This is a genomic window from Desulforhopalus sp. IMCC35007 (assembly GCF_005116575.1).
Classification (GTDB): domain Bacteria; phylum Desulfobacterota; class Desulfobulbia; order Desulfobulbales; family Desulfocapsaceae; genus Desulforhopalus_A.
The window spans coordinates 137,118-159,202 of record NZ_SWCN01000009.1 but is presented as its reverse complement, the minus strand read 5'-3'; the positions used below and the strand labels follow the sequence as shown (position 1 = coordinate 159,202).

22 protein-coding genes are annotated in these 22,085 nt (G+C 46.5%); 11 read left to right on the top strand and 11 right to left on the bottom strand.

What is annotated here, in order from left to right:
* Positions 1–26: 26 nt before the first annotated feature.
* Together FCL48_RS11655 and FCL48_RS11650 are read left to right on the top strand one after the other, a co-directional pair.
* Positions 27–1,994, top strand: a complete 1,968-nt coding sequence (locus FCL48_RS11655; protein ID WP_136872455.1) for a pyruvate carboxylase subunit B — start codon at positions 27–29, stop codon at positions 1,992–1,994.
* 122 nt (positions 1,995–2,116) lie between these two features.
* The gene (locus FCL48_RS11650) at positions 2,117–2,632 is read left to right on the top strand and encodes a gamma carbonic anhydrase family protein (protein ID WP_136872454.1); all 516 of its coding nucleotides are present in this window, start codon (positions 2,117–2,119) and stop codon (positions 2,630–2,632) included.
* A gap of 19 nt (positions 2,633–2,651) precedes the next feature.
* On the opposite strand, the gene meaB is transcribed toward FCL48_RS11650, so the two are convergent.
* From meaB to FCL48_RS11605, 9 genes are all read right to left on the bottom strand, one after another.
* Positions 2,652–3,629, bottom strand: coding sequence for a methylmalonyl Co-A mutase-associated GTPase MeaB (meaB, locus tag FCL48_RS11645; protein ID WP_136872453.1), 978 nt, complete (start codon positions 3,627–3,629; stop codon positions 2,652–2,654).
* A gap of 119 nt (positions 3,630–3,748) precedes the next feature.
* Positions 3,749–5,890, bottom strand: a complete 2,142-nt coding sequence (gene scpA / locus FCL48_RS11640) for a methylmalonyl-CoA mutase (RefSeq protein WP_136872499.1) — start codon at positions 5,888–5,890, stop codon at positions 3,749–3,751.
* A 60-nt stretch (positions 5,891–5,950) separates the two neighbouring features.
* Positions 5,951–6,352, bottom strand: coding sequence for a methylmalonyl-CoA epimerase (gene mce, locus FCL48_RS11635; RefSeq protein ID WP_136872452.1), 402 nt, complete (start codon positions 6,350–6,352; stop codon positions 5,951–5,953).
* A gap of 59 nt (positions 6,353–6,411) precedes the next feature.
* Positions 6,412–7,035, bottom strand: a complete 624-nt coding sequence (locus FCL48_RS11630; protein ID WP_136872451.1) for a TetR/AcrR family transcriptional regulator — start codon at positions 7,033–7,035, stop codon at positions 6,412–6,414.
* Positions 7,036–7,104: 69 nt separating this feature from the next.
* Complete coding sequence (locus FCL48_RS11625; protein WP_136872450.1) at positions 7,105–8,271, bottom strand: sodium ion-translocating decarboxylase subunit beta; 1,167 nt, start codon at positions 8,269–8,271, stop codon at positions 7,105–7,107.
* 18 nt (positions 8,272–8,289) lie between these two features.
* The gene (locus FCL48_RS11620; RefSeq protein WP_136872449.1) at positions 8,290–8,682 is read right to left on the bottom strand and encodes a biotin/lipoyl-containing protein; all 393 of its coding nucleotides are present in this window, start codon (positions 8,680–8,682) and stop codon (positions 8,290–8,292) included.
* A 25-nt stretch (positions 8,683–8,707) separates the two neighbouring features.
* A complete protein-coding gene (locus tag FCL48_RS11615; protein ID WP_136872448.1) occupies positions 8,708–9,121 on the bottom strand; it encodes an OadG family protein in 414 nt (137 codons plus the stop codon).
* A gap of 12 nt (positions 9,122–9,133) precedes the next feature.
* Positions 9,134–10,681 carry an acyl-CoA carboxylase subunit beta gene (locus FCL48_RS11610; protein WP_136872447.1) on the bottom strand — a complete coding sequence of 516 codons (1,548 nt, stop codon included), beginning with the start codon at positions 10,679–10,681 and terminating at the stop codon, positions 9,134–9,136.
* A 161-nt stretch (positions 10,682–10,842) separates the two neighbouring features.
* The gene (locus tag FCL48_RS11605; protein WP_136872446.1) at positions 10,843–11,463 is read right to left on the bottom strand and encodes a TetR/AcrR family transcriptional regulator; all 621 of its coding nucleotides are present in this window, start codon (positions 11,461–11,463) and stop codon (positions 10,843–10,845) included.
* Between the two features lie 426 nt (positions 11,464–11,889).
* On the opposite strand from FCL48_RS11605, the gene FCL48_RS11600 reads away from it, so the two are divergent.
* The 5 genes from FCL48_RS11600 to FCL48_RS11580 all read left to right on the top strand — a co-directional run bounded on the left by FCL48_RS11600 (position 11,890) and on the right by FCL48_RS11580 (position 17,006).
* Positions 11,890–12,738: an MBL fold metallo-hydrolase gene (locus FCL48_RS11600; RefSeq protein ID WP_136872445.1), complete on the top strand. Its 849-nt coding sequence runs from the start codon at positions 11,890–11,892 to the stop codon at positions 12,736–12,738.
* A 100-nt stretch (positions 12,739–12,838) separates the two neighbouring features.
* Positions 12,839–13,846, top strand: coding sequence for a YhdH/YhfP family quinone oxidoreductase (locus FCL48_RS11595; RefSeq protein ID WP_136872444.1), 1,008 nt, complete (start codon positions 12,839–12,841; stop codon positions 13,844–13,846).
* Positions 13,847–13,899: 53 nt separating this feature from the next.
* Positions 13,900–14,859: a histone deacetylase gene (locus FCL48_RS11590; protein WP_136872443.1), complete on the top strand. Its 960-nt coding sequence runs from the start codon at positions 13,900–13,902 to the stop codon at positions 14,857–14,859.
* A 56-nt stretch (positions 14,860–14,915) separates the two neighbouring features.
* Entirely contained in the window at positions 14,916–15,596 is a 681-nt protein-coding gene (locus FCL48_RS11585; protein ID WP_136872442.1) for a CBS and ACT domain-containing protein, read from the top strand.
* Positions 15,597–15,665: 69 nt separating this feature from the next.
* Positions 15,666–17,006, top strand: coding sequence for a tetratricopeptide repeat protein (locus FCL48_RS11580; protein ID WP_136872441.1), 1,341 nt, complete (start codon positions 15,666–15,668; stop codon positions 17,004–17,006).
* Positions 17,007–17,042: 36 nt separating this feature from the next.
* On the opposite strand, the gene FCL48_RS11575 is transcribed toward FCL48_RS11580, so the two are convergent.
* Together FCL48_RS11575 and FCL48_RS11570 are read right to left on the bottom strand one after the other, a co-directional pair.
* Complete coding sequence (locus tag FCL48_RS11575) at positions 17,043–17,525, bottom strand: hypothetical protein (protein WP_136872440.1); 483 nt, start codon at positions 17,523–17,525, stop codon at positions 17,043–17,045.
* A gap of 50 nt (positions 17,526–17,575) precedes the next feature.
* Positions 17,576–18,712, bottom strand: a complete 1,137-nt coding sequence (locus FCL48_RS11570; protein ID WP_136872439.1) for an HRDC domain-containing protein — start codon at positions 18,710–18,712, stop codon at positions 17,576–17,578.
* 677 nt (positions 18,713–19,389) lie between these two features.
* Between FCL48_RS11570 and FCL48_RS11565 the strand changes: the two genes are divergently transcribed.
* The 4 genes from FCL48_RS11565 (at position 19,390) to FCL48_RS11550 (ending at position 22,080) form a co-directional block, all read left to right on the top strand.
* A complete protein-coding gene (locus FCL48_RS11565) occupies positions 19,390–20,181 on the top strand; it encodes an ABC transporter permease (protein WP_136872438.1) in 792 nt (263 codons plus the stop codon).
* Positions 20,181–20,966, top strand: a complete 786-nt coding sequence (locus FCL48_RS11560) for an ABC transporter ATP-binding protein (RefSeq protein WP_136872437.1) — start codon at positions 20,181–20,183, stop codon at positions 20,964–20,966. Before FCL48_RS11565 ends, FCL48_RS11560 begins: the two co-directional genes overlap by 1 nt.
* Positions 20,963–21,409: an outer membrane lipid asymmetry maintenance protein MlaD gene (gene mlaD / locus FCL48_RS11555; RefSeq protein WP_136872436.1), complete on the top strand. Its 447-nt coding sequence runs from the start codon at positions 20,963–20,965 to the stop codon at positions 21,407–21,409. Before FCL48_RS11560 ends, mlaD begins: the two co-directional genes overlap by 4 nt.
* Positions 21,410–21,474: 65 nt before the next feature.
* Positions 21,475–22,080 carry a phospholipid-binding protein MlaC gene (locus tag FCL48_RS11550; protein ID WP_136872435.1) on the top strand — a complete coding sequence of 202 codons (606 nt, stop codon included), beginning with the start codon at positions 21,475–21,477 and terminating at the stop codon, positions 22,078–22,080.
* The last annotated feature ends 5 nt before the right edge of the window (positions 22,081–22,085 follow it).

Genomic DNA, 22,085 nt, shown 5'->3' with positions numbered 1-22,085 from the left:
ATTGAGAAGGTAGGAGGGAATACAGGATGAGCGATCAAGTAAAGATGACCCCATTAAACTATGCGCCTGACCGGGCTGCGGCAAAGAATCCCCTGAAGATTATGGATCTGTCACTGCGGGACGGGCATCAGTCTTTGTTTGCCACACGCGGACGGACAGAAGATATGATTCCAGTGGCGGAGATGATGGATGAAGTTGGGTTCTGGGCTATTGAGACCTGGGGTGGAGCAACCTTTGACACCATGCATCGGTTTCTTAATGAGGATCCATGGGAGCGTTTACGAACACTGAAACGCTATATTAAAAAGACGCCGTTTTCCATGCTGCTGCGGGCACAGAATCTGGTCGGATACAGAAATTACGCCGATGACCTGGCCTATGCTTTTGTTGATAGGGCCGCTGAAAACGGTATGGATGTATTTAGGACCTTTGACGCACTCAACGATTATCGAAACTTTGAAACCGTCGTCAAGCAGATCAAAAAGAGCGGGAAGCATTTTCAGGGATGTATTTGCTATACCCTGACCGAACCGCGTCTTGGTGGAGAAGTATATAACCTTGATTACTATACGGACAGGGCCAAATCTCTTGAATCCATGGGTGCAGACTCCATCTGTGTAAAAGACATGGCTGGTCTTATGGCGCCATACGACGCATATCCGTTGATTAAGGCCCTCAAAAAAGCCGTTTCAGTTCCGATTCATCTCCATAGTCACTTTACCTCAGGTATGTCGCCAATGACTCATCTGAAGGCAATAGAGGCTGGTGTTGATATAATCGATACCTGTATGACACCGTATGCTTACAGGACCTCCCATGCTGCAGTTGAGCCGCTGGTAATGACACTCCTTGGAACAAATCGTGACACTGGTTTTGATATTAAAAAACTGGCAGCGATTAATGAGATATTCGAAAAAGAAATTCTGCCTAAATATAAACACCTGCTCGATGACTCGAAGGTATCAATCATTGATATCAATGTTCTTCTGCACCAGACCCCTGGTGGTATGCTGTCAAATCTCGTCAATCAGTTACGGGAAATGGATGCACTGGATAAGATTGATGAGGTCTACAAGGAATTGCCTAAGGTGCGTAAAGATCTGGGCCAGATTCCTCTGGTTACTCCGACCAGCCAGATCGTTGGCGTACAGACCGTCAATAACGTCCTTCATGACACTCCCGATGAGCGCTACAAGATGATCACCGGCCAGGTGAAGGATTTATGTTACGGACTTTATGGAAAAACTGCAGTGCCGATTAATGCGGAGTTACAGAAAAAAGCGCTCAAGGGATATCCTCGTGGTGAAGAGCCGATTACCTGTCGTCCTGCTGAGGTACTTGAGCCTGAACTGGATAAGGCAAAAGCGGAGATTGGAGATCTGGCGGTTGATATGGACGATCTCATTCTTTATGCCCAGTTCCCTGTTACCGGGCGTAAATTCCTTGAGTGGAAATATGGCAAGGCTGAGCCCCCTGCATCTGTAAAGCCGATAACCATGGAGGAAGTGAAGAAGAAAGACGAGATAATCAAAAAGGCCAAAGCTGGCCTGCTTGTTGAGGCGAAGGCAGATGCACCGGAAAAATCTGAAAACATCAGATCTTTTAATGTCTTTGTGGATAATGAATATTTCAGTGTTGAGGTTGATCCCACAGGAGAGATGCAGGCATTTTCAGCTCCTGTCCAGCAGACAAGACCTGTCCAGGCGGCTGCCCCTGCACGGAAAGCTCCTGTTGCAGCTCCTGCGGCAGCGGCTCCACCAGTTCCTGAGGCTGTGGGTGATGGAACCCTTATGCTGGCACCAATGCCTGGGATGATTGTCAGTTTTGCGAAAAAATCCGGGGATACGGTGAAGAAGGGTGATACAGTTGTCGTTCTGGAAGCGATGAAAATGGAGAACAGCCTCACCGCACCCTGTGATGGTACGGTCCAGGGAATTAAATTTGCAAGTGGTGACACGGTTGCAAAAGGGGCGGTTCTCTGCGCTATTGTCTGACACCTTAAAGAGTAAGCGACCAGGAACCATTTTTTACTCTGGTCGTATGAACGGATAACTGCAGGCCTCATTGAAATATCAATGGGGCCTGTTTGTTCTCTGAGGAAAATGAGGAGGCCGCAATGATACTTCGAGAGTTAAATGGGTACACACCGACTTACGGCAAGGATTGTTTTTTTGCTGAAAACTGTGTGCTTGTTGGAGATGTGGTGATGGGCGATCAATGTTCCATATGGTACGGGGCGGTCATCAGAGGTGATGTGAACTATATTCGCATGGGTAATAAGGTCAATATCCAGGATGGTGCTGTGGTTCATTGTACCTATGAAAAATTTCCGACCAATATTGGCAACAATGTCTCTGTAGGCCATAATGCAATAGTTCATGGCTGTACGATAAAAGACAATGTGCTCATTGGCATGGGCTCCATTGTGATGGATGATTGTGTAGTGGAAAGTAATACTATTATCGCAGCAGGTGCTGTGGTTACCCAGGGCACCAAGGTGGAAGGTGCTTCAATTTACGCAGGCATTCCAGCACGCAAAATAAAGGATATTAGCGGCGAGCTGATCGCGGGAGAAATTGAGAGAATTGCCAATAACTATATTAAATATTCAGGCTGGTACAAGGAAGAATAGCTGGCATCTGCTCCTTCTTTTATCTTTTGAGTAAAGCAAGAAGCCTGTCTGCGGCGGCTGTGGGGGATATTTTAAGCTGGGCAATGTCTTTTTTAAGGCCCGGTAGAAGCTGGGCAACCTCAGGGTTGGTATAAAACCAGGTTCTAAGGCCGTCTTCCAGCAGAAAATGCATCCATTCCAGAGCCTGCTCTCTTCGCTTTACATCAAATTCGCCACTTTTGATGAATCTCTGTTTGTGGTCGAGGATGGTCTCCCAGATTGTCTCAATGCCTTCGGAAAAAAGTGAACTGCATGTGAGAACGGGCGGACTCCAGTTTGCGCTCGCTGGCATGAGCATATGCAGGGCTGCTTCGTATTCTCTTCTGGCCATCTTGGCCCTGTTGATATTGTCGCCATCTGCCTTGTTGATGACGATGGCATCGGCCACCTCAAGTACACCTTTTTTTATGCCCTGCAGTTCATCGCCGGCGCCTGCTATCATAAGAACAAGGAAAAAATCAACCATCGAGGCAACTGTAGTTTCTGACTGGCCGACTCCCACCGTTTCAATGATCACAACATCGTAGCCGGCGGCCTCACAGGCAAGCATCGTCTCCCGGGTTTTACGACCAACCCCACCTAAGGTGCCGCTGGAAGGAGAGGGGCGGATGAATGCCCTGTCGTTTACCGCCAGTTTTTCCATTCGGGTTTTGTCACCAAGGATGGAGCCACCACTTCGGGTGCTGCTTGGGTCGATTGCAAGAACTGCCACCCTGTGGCCCTTTTCGGTGAGCATGGTACCAAAGGATTCGATATAAGTACTTTTTCCAGCACCGGGCACACCTGTAATACCAATCCGCACAGATTTTCCAGTATGGGGCAGCAACTGATCGACGATTTTACGTGCGAGTTCCTGGTGGGCAGGAAGAACACTTTCAATAAGGGTAATGGTCCTTGCAAGAGTGCGCCTGTCACCTGCGAGAATGCCGGAAACATAGTCTGTAGCTGATGTAAACATGTCTTGCACCCGGTGGAAATATCAACAGAAAAAAAAATTCTAAAGCGTTACGGAACCATAAAATAGCAACAGGTGGACAGAATAGCAAGCGAGCTGTCCACCTGTTAGCGACTGAGATGTTAACTGAGATATTTCTTTTCCAGCAAGCTCAGTGTTCGGTCTGCTGAATCCGGAATAGGTGTGCCGGGTCCGAAAACGGCAGCGACCCCTGCTTCAAAGAGGAAATCATAGTCAACAGGCGGAATGACACCACCGGCAACTACGATAATCTCCTGACCTCCAAGTTTTTTGAGCTCTTCAATCAGTGCAGGAATCAGGGATTTGTGGCCGGCAGCAAGGCTTGATGCGCCAACGACATGGACATCGTTTTCGATAGCCATTTTAGCGGCTTCGGCAGGAGTCTGGAACATTGGGCTGATATCAACATCAAAGCCCAGATCCGCATAGGCACTGGCAACCACTTTGAAACCACGGTCATGGCCATCCTGGCCCATTTTGGTAACCAGCAGGCGTGGACGACGACCCTGGGATTCCAGAAACTTGGTGGTTCTTTGTTTAATGGCATTGATGACATCGGGCTTGGCTTCACATTCAGACGAATAGGCACCGGAAATGCAGCGGGTTGTTGCCACAAACCGTCCAAATACAGATTCCATAGCATCTGAAATCTCACCTACTGTAGCTCGGGCCCGGACAGCGGGAAGTGCGGCTTCAAGAAGGTTGCCACCATTTTTGGCAGCTTCAGTGAGATCTGCAAGTGCCTTTGCGACCAGGTCCTTGTCACGGCTGGCTTTTATCTGTTCAATCCGGGCTATTTGCTCATCACGTACAGTTGCCGGAACTTCACGCACTTCAAAGTCTATGGTTTCGTCGGCCAATTTGTATTTATTGACTCCAACAATAACATCACTTCCCTGATCAATCCGTGCCTGTTTTCTTGCAGCAGATTCTTCAATACGCATTTTCGGCATGCCACTTTCGATGGCCTTGGCCATACCACCAAGGGATTCAATTTCATCGATTATTTTCTGGGCTTCGTCGATAATTTCCTTGGTGAGAGCTTCGATATAATATGAGCCACCAAGAGGGTCGATGACATTACATACCTGAGACTCTTCCTGGATGATGATCTGGGTATTCCTGGCGATCCGGGCTGAGAAATCGGTAGGAAGGCCGATGGCTTCATCAAAGGAGTTGGTGTGCAGGGACTGGGTGCCGCCCAACACCGCAGACATTGCCTCAAGGGTGGTGCGGATGACATTATTGTACGGATCCTGTTCCGTGAGGCTCCAGCCAGAGGTCTGGCAGTGGGTACGCAGCATGGAAGACTTTACGTTTTTAGGATTGAACTGACTCATGAGCCGATGCCAGAGAAATCTGGCGGCCCGAAGCATGGCTATATCCATGAAAAAATTCATCCCAATGCCAAAAAAGAACGACAGGCGCGGGGCAAACTCATCCACATCCATCCCACTCTTGATAGCAGCTTTTACGTATTCCACGCCATCGGCCAGGGTAAAGGCTGTTTGTAATACACTATTGGCTCCGGCCTCCATCATGTGGTATCCGCTGATACTGATGGTGTTATACTTGGGCATATTCTTTGAGCAGAATGACATAATGTCAGAGATGATACGCATGGAAGGGGTCGGAGGATAGATATAGGTGTTTCGCGTGAGGTACTCTTTTAAAATGTCGTTCTGAATGGTTCCTGAGAGCTGATCATGACTGACGCCCTGTTCTTCGGCAGCGACGATATATCCGGCCAGAATTGGAATAACCGCACCGTTCATGGTCATGGAAACGGACATCTTGTCAAGTGGAATTCCATCAAAGAGGATCTTCATGTCTTCAACAGAATCAATAGCCACGCCTGCCTTGCCGATATCTCCGGCAACGCGTGGGTGATCTGAATCATAGCCTCTGTGGGTTGCGAGGTCAAAGGCTACAGAGAGCCCTTTCTGGCCGGCGGCAAGAGCCTTGTGGTAAAACGCGTTGGATTCTTTTGCTGTTGAAAAACCTGCATACTGACGAATGGTCCAGGGCCTGCCGGCGTACATTGTAGCCATGGGGCCGCGAACATAGGGTGCCATGCCGGGCAGGGTGTTGACCGAATCAAGGCCTGCGACATCCTCGGCGGTATACAGCGGTTTTACCGTAATGCCCTCAGGGGTGTTCCAGTTGAGGGTATCAATGGATTTGCCTTTCATCTGTTTTTCGGCAAGGGCCTGCCATTTGGTGTAATCTGGATGCTGGGACATCATCTGCTCCTTTATTACCAGTCTCGCTGGTCTTACAATCTGATATGGTTGTGAAAATGATTAACGTTGACAAAGTTCGACGAGTATCCCGCCTGTGGCTTTCGGGTGAAGAAAAGCAATCTTTGCCCCACCGGCACCTATTCGCGGTGTCTGGTCGATGAGCTGGATGCCTTTTTCTTTCAACTCTTCGAGAGCTGCTTCAATATCTGCTACCCGAAAGGCGACATGCTGAAAACCTGTACCTTTTTTCTCTATGAATTTTGCAACCGGTCCGTCGGGAGAGGTGGACTCCAGCAACTCTACCTCGCTTTCACCTACAGGAAAAAAGGCAGTTGTCACTTTTTGCTCCTCGACGGTTTCTGCGCCTTCAAATTTAAGGCCGAGTACATCGGACCAGAAGTTTTTTCCACTGTCTATGCTGTTAACGGCGATTCCTAAATGATCAATTTTGAGTATTTCCATTGTTGTTCCTCCAAAAAGTCAGAATTGTTGCCTGTTGGCGGTTCCTACTTTTGTATTGGTTATTTTTTTGTTCCGGTCTTGTCCTGAAGCTGTTTTTCAGGGTTGACCATTCCTTGCCAGACCATTTCAAACATGACGTTTGCCTGGTCGGTGAGTGAGTCTGTCTTGCCGCGTAATATCCACATGAAAAAACTGCGCTGGACAAATCCCATGAGAAAATCAAGAAGTGTACCAGCCCTTACGTTGGGGTTGAGTATTTTTTCGTTCTGTCCCTGACGGAGTACATCTATCATCAGGCTCATCATTCTTGGCTGATCAAAGGTTGCATCGGCCATCCAGGTTTTCATGGGCAGTGTCATAAAGACAATCCGGCCGAGCCCTTCGTGCCGTTCATAATAGTCCAGTTGCAGCCAGAATACTTTGCGAAGTTTTTCTTTGAGATTTTCGATCCCATGGAGATGGTCGACGATTCGATCCGTCAATTTTCCCATCCAGATGTCTACAAAGGCAAATACGAGTTGTTCCTTACTCCCATAATGTTTGTAGATAGTGGTGAAGCTGACTCCTGCCCGGTTGGCGATATCACGAATAGAAGCCTTGTGAAAATCTGAACTCGAAAAGATTTCAAGTACAGCTTCTTCGAGCCGTTTATGAATATCTGCGTTGAGTTGTTCTGTTTTCATCTGGCTGTCCGTTGCTTTAAATTCTGGTACATAAATGCTCAATATTTCCTCAGTGCTGCTCTGTAAAGCCTAATTGCTACCAAAAAGTGAAAGTAATACCCCTGCTGAGACCGCCGAGCCAATGACACCGGCTACATTAGGCCCCATTGCGTGCATGAGGAGAAAATTGCCCGGATCCTCTTTTTGGCCTACCACCTGTGACACCCTCGCGGCCATGGGTACTGCTGAAACACCGGCGGAGCCAATAAGCGGGTTGATGTTCATGTTGAGAAGCTTGTTCATGAGTTTTGCAAGAAGAACACCCGAAGCAGTCCCGATGGCAAAGGCAGTTACTCCAAGGGCCAGAATAGCGAGGGTCTCTATTTTTAAAAATTGTTCTGCAGTGGCGGTAGCACCTACAGTTACTCCGAGAAAAATGGTGATGATATTAATCAATGCATTTTTGGCCGTATCTTCAAGCCGACCGACAACTCCACACTCTCGAAAGAGGTTGCCAAGCATCAGCATGCCTATGAGAGTTGCCGCTGGAGGTACCATCAAAGAGACCACAATCGTAACAATAATCGGAAAAATTATTTTTTCCCGCTGGCTCACCGCCCGCAGCTGGGTCATACGAATAACCCGTTCTTTTTTGGTGGTCAACATTTTCATGATTGGCGGCTGGATAATGGGTACCAGTGCCATATAGGAATATGCCGCGATTGCAATAGGTCCGAGTAAATGTGGCGCAAGTCTTGAGGAGAGAAAGATGGCCGTGGGTCCGTCAGCGCCGCCGATGATACCAATGGAAGCGGCTTCCTGGGCGGTGAAAAGACCCGAGGCGATGGCTCCGATAAAAGTTATGAAAATGCCGAACTGGGCGGCAGCCCCTAAAAGGAGTGATTTCGGATTGGCGATCAGTGGTCCAAAGTCAGTCATTGCCCCGACCCCCATAAATATCAGTGGGGGAAAGATGCCAAGATGATCACCCTGAAAAAGGTAATATAACAGGCCTCCCGGCTCGACGGTATGGATGACATTTTCTGTAATCTCCATGACAGGGGCTGCCATCATACCTGCAAAGGGAAGGTTGGTGAGAAGTACTCCAAAGGCGATGGGGACAAGGAGTAGGGGTTCAAATTTTTTTACAATGGCAAGATAGAGGAGCAGGCAGGCAACACCCAGCATTGTAATAGAGCCAAAGGTGAGACCAAAAAAACCTGTGCTTTTGAAGAAATTGAGTAGTGCTTCCAGCATGGTAATGTCTCCTGGTTATTAAGACAGGACGATTAGGGTGTCGCCTGCATTCACTGAGAGTCCCTTCGAAACGTTGACCTGTTGAACGACACCGTCAGCGGGTGCCTGGATTTCGTTTTCCATTTTCATGGCCTCGAGGACGAGAAGAGTCTGGCCTTTTTTCACAGTAGCACCTGCTTCAACGGCAACACTAAGAATGGTACCGGGCATGGGGGCGACAATTGCTCCGCCGACGGATGTGTCCTGAGGGGCGGCAGGTTTGGCCGGCGCAGGTGAGGCGGGCTTAGGCTGTGCGACAGGCGCCGGGCTGCTCGTCTGGGCTACAGGTCGGGGGGCAGTAACCTGCTCGCTGAGTTCTTCTATTTCGACATTGTATTCACTACCATTGACAACTACTCTGAATTTTTTCATTTCATCCCTCTATGATTATACGTAATTAAAGTCTGCTGTTCATCTGCTCAATGATTCCTGCCCTGTTCCATCTAGGCGTGCCATGCTCAACCTTTTCAATGTTTCGAATTACTATATTAGATGTTGATGTCTGTAGGCTAACGGCAAGGGCTGTGGTGATGGCTGCGACCAGTTCATTGTCATTTTCCCTGGTTTGAGCCGCTACCGGTACAACAGCCTCTACAGGCGCCGGGGCAACCTTCTTGGCTGATACTGCCATGCTTTTACCTAATAATTTGTTCATCCAGGAGATAATGACCATTAGGATGATCAGCGCGGCAAAGGTGATCCCCATGCCGAGGACCGTTGTCACAAGACCTGCAGAAAGCTTGTCCGAGATGCTGAGGGCTTTCATTGTTTCCGGGTTTGCAAAGACCGCCAGGAGTTCTGTGGTTGTCATTGGAATCTCCTGTTAAAGTGGAATGTTACCATGCTTTTTGGCAGGGCGTTTTTCACGTTTTCCTTCCAGCATGTTAAAGGCATCGATAATACGCTGGCGTGAGGCGTGAGGGTCAATGACATCATCGACAAAGCCACGTTCTGCGGCCTTATAAGGGGTGGCAAATTCCGCAGCATACTCTTTTAGTATTTCACTTTTGGTTTCTTCTTTGTTCTCGGCTTTTGCAATATCATTTTTAAAGATGATGTTTACAGCGCCTTCTGAGCCCATAACGGCAACCTCGGCTGAAGGCCAGGCAAAGACCATGTCGGCACCAAGAGATTTGGAGCACATGGCGACATAGGCACCACCGTATGCTTTTCTTGTTATGACAGTGACCTTGGGAACCGTAGCTTCACTGTAGGAATACAGGATTTTTGCACCATGTCGGATGATGCCGCCGTATTCCTGATTGGTACCGGGGAGAAAGCCAGGGACATCGACAAAGGTAAGCAGAGGGATGTTGAAGGAGTCGCAGGTCCTGATAAAACGTGCGGCCTTATCCCCCGCATTCATATCGAGACATCCCGCCATGACATTTGGCTGGTTAGCGACAACACCGACGGATTTTCCGTTGATTTTAGCAAACCCGGTGACCAGGTTTTTTGCAAAATATGGCTGGTATTCCATAAAAGTCCGGTTGTCGACAATGGGAAGGATGACGTCAAGAATGTTGTAAGGCTTGTTGGGGTTGTCGGGGATAAGCTCATCAAGTTCATCTATCTGTCTGTTAATGTCGTTCGGGCTTTCGACCACTGGTGCTGTCTCCAGGCTGTTTGACGGGAGATAGCTTAAAAGGGTTCTGATGTCCGCAAGACACTGTATCTCGTCATTTGCCATGAAATGGACATTACCCGAGACACTGTTATGGGTCATGGCTCCACCGAGGTCCTCGGCTGTCACAATTTCTCCTGTGACCGTTTTTATAACCTGGGGCCCGGTGATAAACATCTGGGATGTCTTATCAACCATGAAGATGAAGTCCGTGAGAGCAGGGGAGTAGACGGCTCCACCTGCACAGGGACCCATTATTGCTGATATCTGTGGAATAACTCCCGAGTAGATGGAGTTTCGGAAAAAAATGTCTCCGTAACCTGAAAGTGCATCCACGGCCTCCTGGATGCGGGCTCCACCCGAGTCGTTGATGCCGACAATGGGAGCGCCGATTTTGGCGGCTGCGTCCATTGCTTTTACAATCTTTTTCGCATGCATCTCTCCAAGGGCACCACCAGTGATTGTAAAATCCTGGGAAAAGGCATAGACAATACGACCATTGACCTGGCCATAGCCGGTAACAACGGATTCCCCTTCGAAGTCAAGTTTATCCATGCCAAACCGGGTACATCTGTTTTTTATGAAGGCGTCTGTTTCAATAAAAGTTCCGGAGTCGAAAAGATGAACGAGGCGCTCTCTGGCCGTCATCTTCCCCTGGGCGTGCTGTTTTTTTACTCTTGCCTCGCCGCCACCCTGGGCGATTTTTTCTTTTTTCTGTTTGAGGAATTCTCTTTTTTCTACCGACATGTTATGAGCTCCGTGATCAGTTTGTTTTGTGCTGCGTTTGAGTACCTTAGAAATTCATTTCTTGTTTTATGGGATTGAATTTCGTGAAGGTACCTATCCCGGCTTATTTTCCCGTTTACCGGGGGTAGTCTTGGTTATCTGGTCGAAGAGTTTCATGGAGCCTATTCCTCGACGAGGGGTTGTTTGTATTCTATAATTGCTGGGTTTGCTATTCCTTGCCAGACCATTTCAAACAGTGCATTTGCCTCATCGGCAAGCTTTTCCTGCTTCCCTCTGATTATCCACATGAAAAAAATACGCTGGATAAATCCGAGTAAGAAATCAAGTAGAGAGCCAGCACGCATATGTGGGTTTATGATGCCTTGTTTCTGGCCCGCTTTAAAAACCTCAATGATAAGACGAACCCTTCTTTTCTGGTCAAAGCTGTCATCGGCCATCCAGGTTTTCATGGGGAGAGTTATGAACAATATTCTTCCCAGTTCTTCATGGCGTTCGTAAAAATCCAGATGCAGCCAAAACACTTTGCGGAGTTTTTCTTTTAAGTCTTCAATTCCTTTGAGGTGGTCCTCGATTCGATCGGTGAGTCGCTCCATCCAGATATTTACAAAAGCAAAGAGAAGACGTTCTTTACTCCCAAAATGTTTGTAAATTGTAGTAAAACTTACCCCGGCAGTATCTGCAATGTCTCTGATGCTTGCTTTGTGAAAGTCGGAAGTTGAAAAAACCTCCATGACCGCCACTTCAAGTCTTTTTTTTACATCTTCATTAAGGTTGTCTAACATTGTTATCATCAGCAGCAATTTGTGATTGTTTTAAATAATTCTCACCTGTTAAACTGTTGATAAAACGTATTTTATGTTTAGAGAGATTCATTTTGAATGAGACTATATATTGTTGTTATTTATTAAATCTGTAGCCTTAGTATTTGAAAATGTGTAAAAAAAAAGAAAAGTAAAAAAAAATTAGAAAATGTGATTCGGTGTTGTGTAACAATGTTACTCTTTGTATATATTAGGTCTCGTTTTTTTGTCAAGAAAAAAGAGATCCAGGTTCTTTGAGTAAATGGATATTGTAGTTTTTTGTCCACCCTTTTATCGTGAGTGATAGCCTGCATTCTCTGGACCGTTATTGCGTGAAGAATGGCCGCTTAGCCTGCTTCTGTGACCGCAAGGTTCGAGCGTTGAATAATTGAAACAAGGAGTATAGTGATGGCCTGCTCAACCATGAAACTTGGTGCTTTTGATGTCTTCTGGCTGCCTGGTGGGACGTTTCGTCTGGACGGCGGAACAATGTTTGGCCCTGTTCCCAAGGTTCTCTGGAGTAAAAAATATTCTGTGGCTGCCGATAACACCATTGAGATGTGCAATGATCCTCTTTTTATTGTAGCGCCTGACCGGAAGATTCTTATTGATACAGGTCTTGGCGTTAAACTCACTCAAAAGCAGAATGCGATATTTCAGGTAGGCCCGCAATGGTCAATTCCTGCAGCTCTGAGTGAACTTGGATATTCGTGTGCTGATGTGACCGATGTGGTTTTGACTCACTGTGATTTTGATCATGCAGGCGGGCTTGAGATGGTTGATGCCGCCGGGGAAAATATCCCCGTTTTTGGTAATGCTCAATACTGGGTACAAAAAGATGAGTGGGAGGATGTGCAAAATCCTGATATAAGAGCAGAAGCAACCTATTTACCTGAGAATTTTGTTTTTACAAAAGGGTGTGAGGGGCTAAAGCTTGTGGCTGGTCGCATGGAGATCTGTCCCGGGGTGACTGTAGTCCATACAGGTGGCCATACCAGAGGGCATCAGATGGTGGAGATCAGCTCTGATGGGGAGGTGGCAGTGCATCTTGGGGACCTCTTCCCAACAACCGCCCATGTAAATCCTCTCTGGGTGATGGCCTACGACAACTTTCCCCTTGAGGTGATACAAAAGAAAAGAGAACTGTTTGCTCAATATTCCAGGCAAAAGGCATGGTTTACCTTGTATCACGATCCTCTGGTTGGGGCCTGTCGTCTGGATGACCAATGCCGGATAATAGAGAAAAAGCTACGCTAAGACTCTGGTGGAATTGTCTATTTTCAGATATTGTGAGTGTTGTCTGATATCTCGGAAATGAAATCTATATAGAGCCGGGAAACTTATAAGGAGGAAAACGATGAGTGGGAAAACCTTTCGGGCGATGGTGGTAACAGAAGAAGAGGACGGCACGTTCTCGCGGGCGATCAAGGATCGGCCTCTTGATAGTTTGGGGGACGGTGAGGTTCTTGTGAAAGTCATCTACTCATCTCTGAACTATAAAGATGCTCTTTCGGCCACAGGAAACAAAGGGGTAACCAAAAAATATCCCCACACTCCTGGTGTAGATGCTGCCGGAATTGTTGAAGAAAGCAGTGTCGATACAATTTCGCCTGGTTCAGAGGTTATTGTAACAAGTTACGATCTGGGCATGAATACCCCCGGTGGGTACGGTGGCTATATCCGGGTTCCTGCCTCATGGGTGGTCCCCTTGCCGAAAGGGCTCAGTCTGAAAGAGAGTATGATTCTTGGTACGGCTGGATTAACAGCGGGTATGTCGGTTGCTGCTCTGGTTGAGCACGTTGCCCCCGACATGGGGAGAATTCTTGTGACCGGGGCCTCAGGAGGCGTTGGTTCGCTTACTGTCGCTATTCTTGCAAAACTTGGGTATTCTGTGACAGCTGTGAGTGGTAAAGTGAGTGCAGGAGATTTTCTAAAAAAACTTGGGGCAGGGGAGGTCATTGACCGAAAAACAGCGGCAGAAGGTTATGATCGGCCACTTTTGAAAAGCCTCTGGGCGGGTGTAGTTGATACAGTCGGTGGAGAGATTCTTGTAGCTGCGATAAAGTCTACACAGCCACTGGGTGTGGTCACCTGCTGCGGAAACGTCGCCTCTCCAGAGCTCCCGCTCAATGTTTTTCCTTTCATTTTACGGGGGGTGAGTCTTGTTGGCATCGACTCGCAGAACTGTCCTCTTGGTCATAGAAAAGAGGTATGGCATAAACTGGCCCTTGATTGGAAAATAACGCATCTTGAGGAAATAGGACGTCAGATCTCTTTAGAAGACCTGGGTGCTGAGATCGGCTTTATTTTAAATGGCAAGCAAAAAGGACGAGTTGTCGTTGATATGCTGGGGTGTTCGAAATAATATCTGACATGGACGAGCTGGAGGGAAGTGACTAACTGGACAGAGGAACTTTTATGAAGAAAACAGGATTTGTTTACGACGAGAGATATCTGTTACACGATACCGGTGCAGCACATCCGGAATCACCGGAGCGCCTGATAGCCATATACAACCATCTGGTTAAAACCGGGATGCTTGACAAACTGGTAAAGATTGAAGCGGAACCTGCCAATAAGCGGTGGATTGAATCTGTACATAACATACACTATATAACGAAATTCGAAGAGGCTTGCATTTATGGTCTTACGGAGTTCGAACATCCTGACAATGCAATATGTCGAGAGACCTCTGACGTTGCATATCTTGCAGTTGGAGGGGTACTCAAGGCCATTGACTTGGTGATGTCAGGTGAGATTGACCGGGCGTTTTGCGCGATAAGACCCCCAGGGCATCACGCTGAGGTGTCTGCTCCTATGGGGTTCTGTTATTTTAATAATGTGGCAATCGGGGCGAGGTATCTCCAGCGAAATCACGGGATTAAGCGGGTGGCTATTATTGATTTTGATGTGCACCACGGGAATGGTACCCAGCATATTTTTGATAACGATCCCACCGTGCTCTACTACTCTATACATGAGCATCCTTCTTTTGCATATCCCGGTACGGGCCGAGATTTTGAGGAGGGGATCGGGGAAGGAGATGGTTTTACCAAGAATTCTCCCGTTCTCCCTGGTCGGGGTGATGAGGAGTATCGCCGCCTTATGATGCAGGATCTGGTTCCAGCTATTAAAAAATTTGAACCGGAATTTATTCTTTTGTCTGCAGGATTTGACGCCCATATTGATGATATGATGTCCGGCACGAACCTCACCACCGATGGCTATGATTTTGTAACGCAGGTCATTTTAAATCTTGTTAACCGTTATACCAATGGCAAGGTGGTCTCAGTACTGGAAGGTGGCTATAATCTCGAGATGCTGCCTGTACTTGTAGAAAATCATATAAAAATGTTGTGTGAACTGCGCTCTTTTTGATAGCCCAACCAATTTTGTTTTGATGTCCTAAACAGTGAAGGATTACAGGAGGAATTATGTTTGTAAGCGAAAGAATGGCAACAAATCTTATCACAGTAGGGCCTGATTTGACTATTTTTGAGGCAAAGAAACTGATGGGTGAGAAAAGCATTCGCCATCTCCCGGTGGTCGACAGCAAGGGAAAGCTCCTTGGGATAATTTCTGATAGGGATATGCGTGATGCCATGCCGTCTACTCTTTTAAAAAAACCCGATTACGAGATTACTCTTGGGAAGATTGGCGGGTTTCCGGTCTCAGATATCATGACAAGCAAGCCTCTTACTATTTATCCCTATTATACCCTGCAGGATACGTTACTTGTCATGCAGAAAAAAAAGGTGGGAGCATTACCGGTGGTCGATGAAGAGGGGTATCTGAAAGGTATCTTGTCAACCAGAGATCTGCTGAGGGCCTTTGTCAATGTGCTTAATATTGATGAGCCCGGGACGTTGCTGTGTATTGTTGTTAAAGACCAGCCTGGACAAATGAAAAAAATTGTAGACATAATTAGCGAAGAGAATATCTCCCTTGGAAGTGTTTTAGTTACCCGTTATTGGGAAGAAGATAAGAGAGCTATATTTCCCTATCTGCTTACCAATAATGTCATAGGGGTGAAGAAGAAACTCATTGACTTAGGATTTGAACTTCTTGATCCATTGAAATGGTATCTTGATCAACTGCCGAAGGTAAGTGAGTAAGTGGAAATTGTTGTACGGTATTAATTTTTAAGCAACGTGGGTCATTATTGTGTGTTGCGGTGAGTATTGATGTTCTTAATGGTAATTGAAAAAAAGTTGTCTTTAATCTTGCGAATTTCAGCTTCTGTTCTCTGTTTCGGCTTTTGGCTGTGCGCCCTGACTGTCCCCCCTGTTTGCGCTGAGTCCGTAGAGGAGCTGACGACTCTTGCTGATCGGGGAAGTGTTCCTTCTATGATGAAACTCGGCAGGCATTACCTTACGGTTAAGGGCAAAGAGAAATGTCTTGCTTATCGTTGGTTTTTAAAGGCGGCCCGGCAAAATAATACCGAGGGGCAAAAGTATATTGCACAGATGTATAATGATGGGATCTGTGCTGAAAAAGACTCTGAAAAAGCGGTGTACTGGCTGAAAATCCTTGCGGGAAAAGATGATGCGGAAGGGCAGTTCATGTACGCTCGGGCTCTGTTTCTAGGTGAAGGGGTTGCCGTGGACAAGGTTCTTGCTCATAGCTGGTTTTTAAAGGCGGCTGAAAAAGGATCAATTCCAGCAAAAAGACAGCTCGGCGAAATGTATGCCTTAGGTGATGGCGTTGCCCAGGATTATGAGCAGGCGCTCTTTTGGAGAAGGCAGGCGGCGTCGGCTGGCGACAGCGACGCCCTTCGCGAGCTGGCCTGGATGTACTACCGTGGTGAACGTGTGGTTCCTGATAAAATCGTTGCTTTGGACCTCTTCCTTAAAGCTGCAAAAGGAGGAGACCTGAACTCCGTGGTGAAGATTGCAAGTATGTATTATCTCGGAGAAGGTACAGAAAAAAATATCGAGAAAGCTTTTTTCTGGACGACAAAGGCTGCTCAGGAGGGTGTTGTCACAGCGCAATATAATTTAGCTATGATGTATGCTAAAGGTGATGGTACTGAACCCTCTGAAGAAAAAGCGGCTCAATGGTTTTTAAAAGCAGCCGAGCAGGGCTATGTTCTGGCCCAGAATAATATTGCCTGGAAATATAGCAATGGTATCGGGGTTGAACAGGATTATATTCAGGCGGCCCATTGGTATGAACGTTCTGCCGAGAACGGTGATCCATCGGGGCAATACAATATAGGGCGTATGTATTATAAAGGATTGGGAGTTGATCGCAATCCGGAAAAAGCATTTTTCTGGTGGGAAAAAGCGGCAGAACAGGGTTTTGTCCTGGCACAGAGCAGGCTGGGATACTGTTATATTAAAGGGGTGGGGGTTGCAACTGATACGGAGAAGGCACGTTTCTGGTTAAGCCAGGCTGCTGCAAACGGTAATGAGGTTGCCCGGCGAAATCTCAGTATCCTTTGCAGTGAGAATCAGGATGTTTGCAATGAATCCCCAGCCCGAACCGTTGAGTCTGCGGTCCCTCTGGAGATCGCTACACCGTAGTGTAGCGATGCTGTATGGTCTCAAACATATTTTGTGTTAGTTTTGATTTTTTTCCTGTGCAAGCATTTCTTCAGACATTGTCCAGAAAGGAGTGCCATCTTTGGTTCGCCTGACCTTAAATTCAAAACTCTCACCCTGCTTGACTTTGGCGGCCATAAACACGTCCTTATCGCTAACGACAGCCCATGCACCTTTTACTTTCGTCTTTTCCCCCGTCTTGAGTCCAGTCTGTTTAGCGTTTGCGTAGCTTGACGGACAGAGGTGGACGTTGATCTCCTCGTTACCTTCACGGAGAATGAAGCCGGTCCCAGCCACCATACCTTTCATGGGTGTGATTTCTGTGAATTTGACGAGAACGCCTTTCAGTGAGTCCCGGTCCTGGTTGTTGTAGAGCTTATTGTAAGGAGAATCCTCTTCCCAGCCCAAATAGGCTTCCTCGGCATGGCTGTTGTGCAGAGGTATGCATGTAGATATCAGGAAGATGAAGAGAAATAAAAGAATTGTATATCCTGTTTTCATGGTGCACTCCACCGGTGAGGTTTATATAATATCCTGATTGACAACGGTAATTATTTTTCCCGGTTTTGCCTGAAAAAATCTTCAAGAAAGCTCTTTCTCCACCCCGACGCCTGACGGAGTTGTTGTACCTCTTTTTCTCTATTGGCTCGCAAGGTCTTGATCAGCTGCTTGAGCTCAGAACTGTTTCCCACAAGGCTTGGTGCTATACCCAGCAGGTCGCATTTGAGGGTGATGAGGCCGTTCAGCTTTTCTAGATTTTGCTTATCACCAGCTGTTAGTCGGGTTGGCTTTTTTGGTTCCGGGTAGAGTGCAGGATCCTGGTCCAGAGTCGCTGAGACAATTGCCGTGATATTTGCGGCGTAACGTGTGACTGCCTTGTCTGAGAGAGATGTTTTTTCTTTCAGTGATTCTGCGTTTTGCGGACATGATTTGGATATTTCGACCAGGTTGGTGTCAGAAATGATGTGTCCTCTTGGCCGATCAAGCTTCTGGGCCGTACCGTCGCGCCATGTGGCCAGATTTTTTAAAACTGCAAGGCCTCGTCGGTTCAAACTGTTGCTTCCTCTTACTTTAAGATAGCGATCATTGCTGCTGACCCCATTGTAAGTAGCAGGATTATTGAGGAGATTGAGCTCTTCCTGCAGCCAGGATTTAATTTTAGGTCCGATTATTCTGGTTAATAAGATAATACGGATTGCTCGGAGATATCGTACGTCGTCGAGGGCATAGTCAACCTGTGCCTTAGTCAACGGGCGCATTAGCCAATTTGTTCTCGTTTCATTTTTGGCAAGGTCAATGTCCAGAAGTTCTTTGATCAGATTGCCAAGCGAGAGGGTCGCGGAGAGGTCTGAAAAGCCGGCGGCAAGCCTTGTGTCAAAAATGTTTTGAGGGGTTGCACCCGTTGCCCGCTGGAGGATTGCAAGATCCTGAGGTGCATCATGAAGAATTTTCACAACTCCACGGTCGGAGAGGAGTTTACCCAGGGCAGAAAGGTCTTTGATGGCAAGTGGATCTATCAGATAGCATTCTTCGTCGGAGAGAGCGATCTGGATCAGGCCGAGTTGCGGGTAATAGGTTCTTTCCCAGACAAATTCAGTATCCAGGGCCACCGCATCAGTTTGTCGTGCTTTTTGAACGAGCAGGTCGAGGTCCTTCTCGTTTTGTATTAATGTGTTCAGCTTTTCCATGCCTGTTGCCTAATTGTCTGTTGTAGATATCAATGACTTATCTGCCGTGGTTAATGTGTTTTGTCCGCCTGATTGAGAAAGAAAGAGAAGTTTATTGTTTTTTTCGACCACCTTGCACGAATTGTAGAGTTCTTTAAGATGCTCTTTATGCATACCATGTGGTGACATCTGTCAGCGGACAATGAAGTCGTATCTCTAGGAGTGTAAAAAGACATAAAGAGTAAAAAAAGACAAGAAATATTATTCTATTCAAATCTTTAAATTGCTATAGTAGCCTTTGCTGGATCGTATACGCCATCCCGCGTTTAAAACACGGGTATTGGATAATCTGGTATATTCTAACACGCTCCCTGTTACCAATCTCCCATCATTTTGGGATTCTGCTGGTCTCTTTACTGTGGCTTAACGTCCAGGATAGCACCGCAGACCCCGACATAATTACTCACGAGGTTCTCGGGGAGATTATGAAAAAAACCATCGATGCTTGTCAGAACGGAAGGTGGAAGCTAAAGAGAGCTTGCGACTCTATATCTCTCTATGGTAATTGCTCTCTGATTGTTGACTTCTTGTCATACAGTTTTTATCGTGAGGCCGTGTGTAAAATTATCTACTCTATATTGCAGACAATTTTATACGGTAATGCAGATGAACATTAACCACTACTATGTAGATAATTCATGAACACCAATTTTTTGGCACGCCTCGGAAATACAGGTATGTATGTCCTCACGGATCTTGGGCGCATGGCATTTTTTGTATCAAAAGCCCTGCGAGGTGTTTTCAGGCGTCCTTTTAGAATGGGAGAATTTCTTCGTCAAATTCATTTTATCGGAGTGGGCTCCCTCACTGTAATTTTCTTTACCGCTTTATCCACGGGTATGGTCCTTGGCCTGCAGGGGTATTATTCTCTGAATAAATTTGGAGCCGATGGCATGCTCGGTTCTGCGGTCTCTCTCACCCTGATACTGGAACTAGGTCCGGTGCTTACTGCCTTGATGGTGGCAGGACGCGCTGGTTCGGCCATGTGTGCGGAGCTTGGTATCATGAGGATTTCAGAACAGATTGATGCTTTAGACTGTATGGCCATCGATCCTTTTCGGTATTTTATTACCCCTAAATTTCTGGCAACCATTATTGCAATTCCATTGCTTACTTCAATTTTTGATGTCGTAGGTATTGCAGGAGGCTATATTGCAGGAGTTAAGCTTATGGGTGTGAGTCCTGGAAGTTATATGCAAGGGATGACGAGCAGTGTTACCAATCATGATATTATGATTGGTGCTGTAAAATCCGTAGTGTTTGCTGTTTTGGTTGTATGGATATGCTGTGGCCGTGGTTATTTTGTCCAGGAAATCCGTGGAGCCGGTTTTGGTGCGGAGAGTGTGAGTCGGGTAACCACCCAGGCAGTGGTCTTGTCCTCCATTTCGGTGCTGGTTTTTGATTATCTTTTAACGGCGGTGTTGCTCTGATGGTTAACGCGGCAATAGAATTCAAAGATGTACGTAAAAGTTTTACCAAAAAAGATGGCTCTGTGCAGCACATTCTAGACGGTGTGGACTTTATAGTACCGCCGGGCAAGACAACCGTTATTGCCGGTGGCAGTGGTCAGGGAAAGAGTGTGACTCTAAAACTAGTTCTTCGCTTAATGGATGCTGACAGCGGCAGGATTTTTATCCACGGTGAAGATGTGACCCGGGTGAGAGGGAAAAAGCTTGAAACCTTGAGAACCCAGTTTGGCGTGCTTTTTCAAGGATCCGCTCTTTTTGATTCTTTAACAGTTTTCGAAAATATCGCCCTGCCTCTTCGGGAAAGAACATCAAAGAGTGAAGAAGAAATCTTCGAGCAGGTACATGCAAGTCTTGCTCAGTTTGAGTTGACAGGCCATGATGCAAAGTATCCCGCCCAGTTGAGCGGTGGAATGCGTAAAAGAGTGGGACTGGCAAGAGCTATGCAGCTGCAGCCTTCTATAATGCTCTTTGATGAGCCTACGACCGGACTTGATCCTGTGATGACCCAGGAAATATATCACCTCTTTGCCAGTACGCAGGCTGAATTTGGCTTTACTTCAGTTATTGTAAGTCATGATATTCCGAAGATTTTTAATCTTGCCGACCAGGTGATTATTTTAGATAAGGGCCGGATGGATGTTTTTGAAAGTCCTGAAGAAATACAGTGGTCGGAAAAAGAACATATACAGGATTTTGTAAAGACAACTATGGGCGAAATATATCAGAGCCAATTGGTGGAAAAATGAAGAATGCTATAGAGATGTTTGTCGGTTTGTTCATGGTAGTAGGATTTGCAGCTTTCGTTTATCTGGCGTTGCAGCTCGGAGAGGTCTCTTTTTTGACTGACAGTAGAACCTATGTCATAGAGGCTGAGTTTGATAATGTCTCCGGTGTGAAAAAAGGTGCGACGGTTCAGGTTGCAGGGGTTGTTGTAGGAGAGGTTGCTGAGGTGCGGCTTGGTGATAATGAAGCTGCTATTCTCTCTTTGAAGATAGATAAGAGCCTTAAGCTCCCAATTGATTCAATGGCCTCTGTAAAATCCCAGGGTATAATTGGAGATAAGTATATTCAGCTGAGTCCAGGAGGGGATGAAGAAGTGTTTGCACCTGGCTCAATTATCAGTGATACTGAATCCTCCCTGGATATAGAATCGCTTATTTCCAAGTTTGCTTTTGGTAGTGCAAAATAGGTAAGTAGTAAGGATACTGATGTTCAAACTCAATTCTTGTATAATTATATTGTAGGTGTGATTCGATGAAAATCTTTGTTCAGCTGTTGTGTGTTATATGTCTTGCCTGTAGTAGCTCTGTCTTTGCCGGAGAATCTCCCACTGAAGATCTTAAGCCTGCACTCACCAGTCTTGTGGGGTTGCTCGGAGATGAAAGCCTTAAGGGGGATGAAAAAAAAGAAGAGCGACGCGCAAAAATAATGACCGAAATTAAAAAAGGTTTTGATTTTAAAGAGATGTCCAAGCGTGTATTGGGTAAAACCTGGCGGGATATCGATGCAGCAGAGCAGGAGAGGTTTACGGAAATCATGACGAAACTGCTGGAGAATGTCTATGTCGGCAAGCTTGAGGGGTATTCCGGCGGTGAAATTGAATATGTTAATGAAATTATTAAAGGTGATAGAGCGCAGGTCACAACACTTATTGAGGATAATGATGTAAAACTTCCGGTACACTACATTATGAGTAGAGAGGATGCGAAATGGATGGTTTATGACATTAATATTGAAGGTGTGAGCCTTGTGCGAAACTACCAGGAGCAGTTTAAGTCTATTTTGAGAAAAGACAAATATTCCGGTTTGGTTAAGGTTCTTGAAGAAAAAAACAAATCCTTTGCTGAGGGACAGCAGTAAAAGAT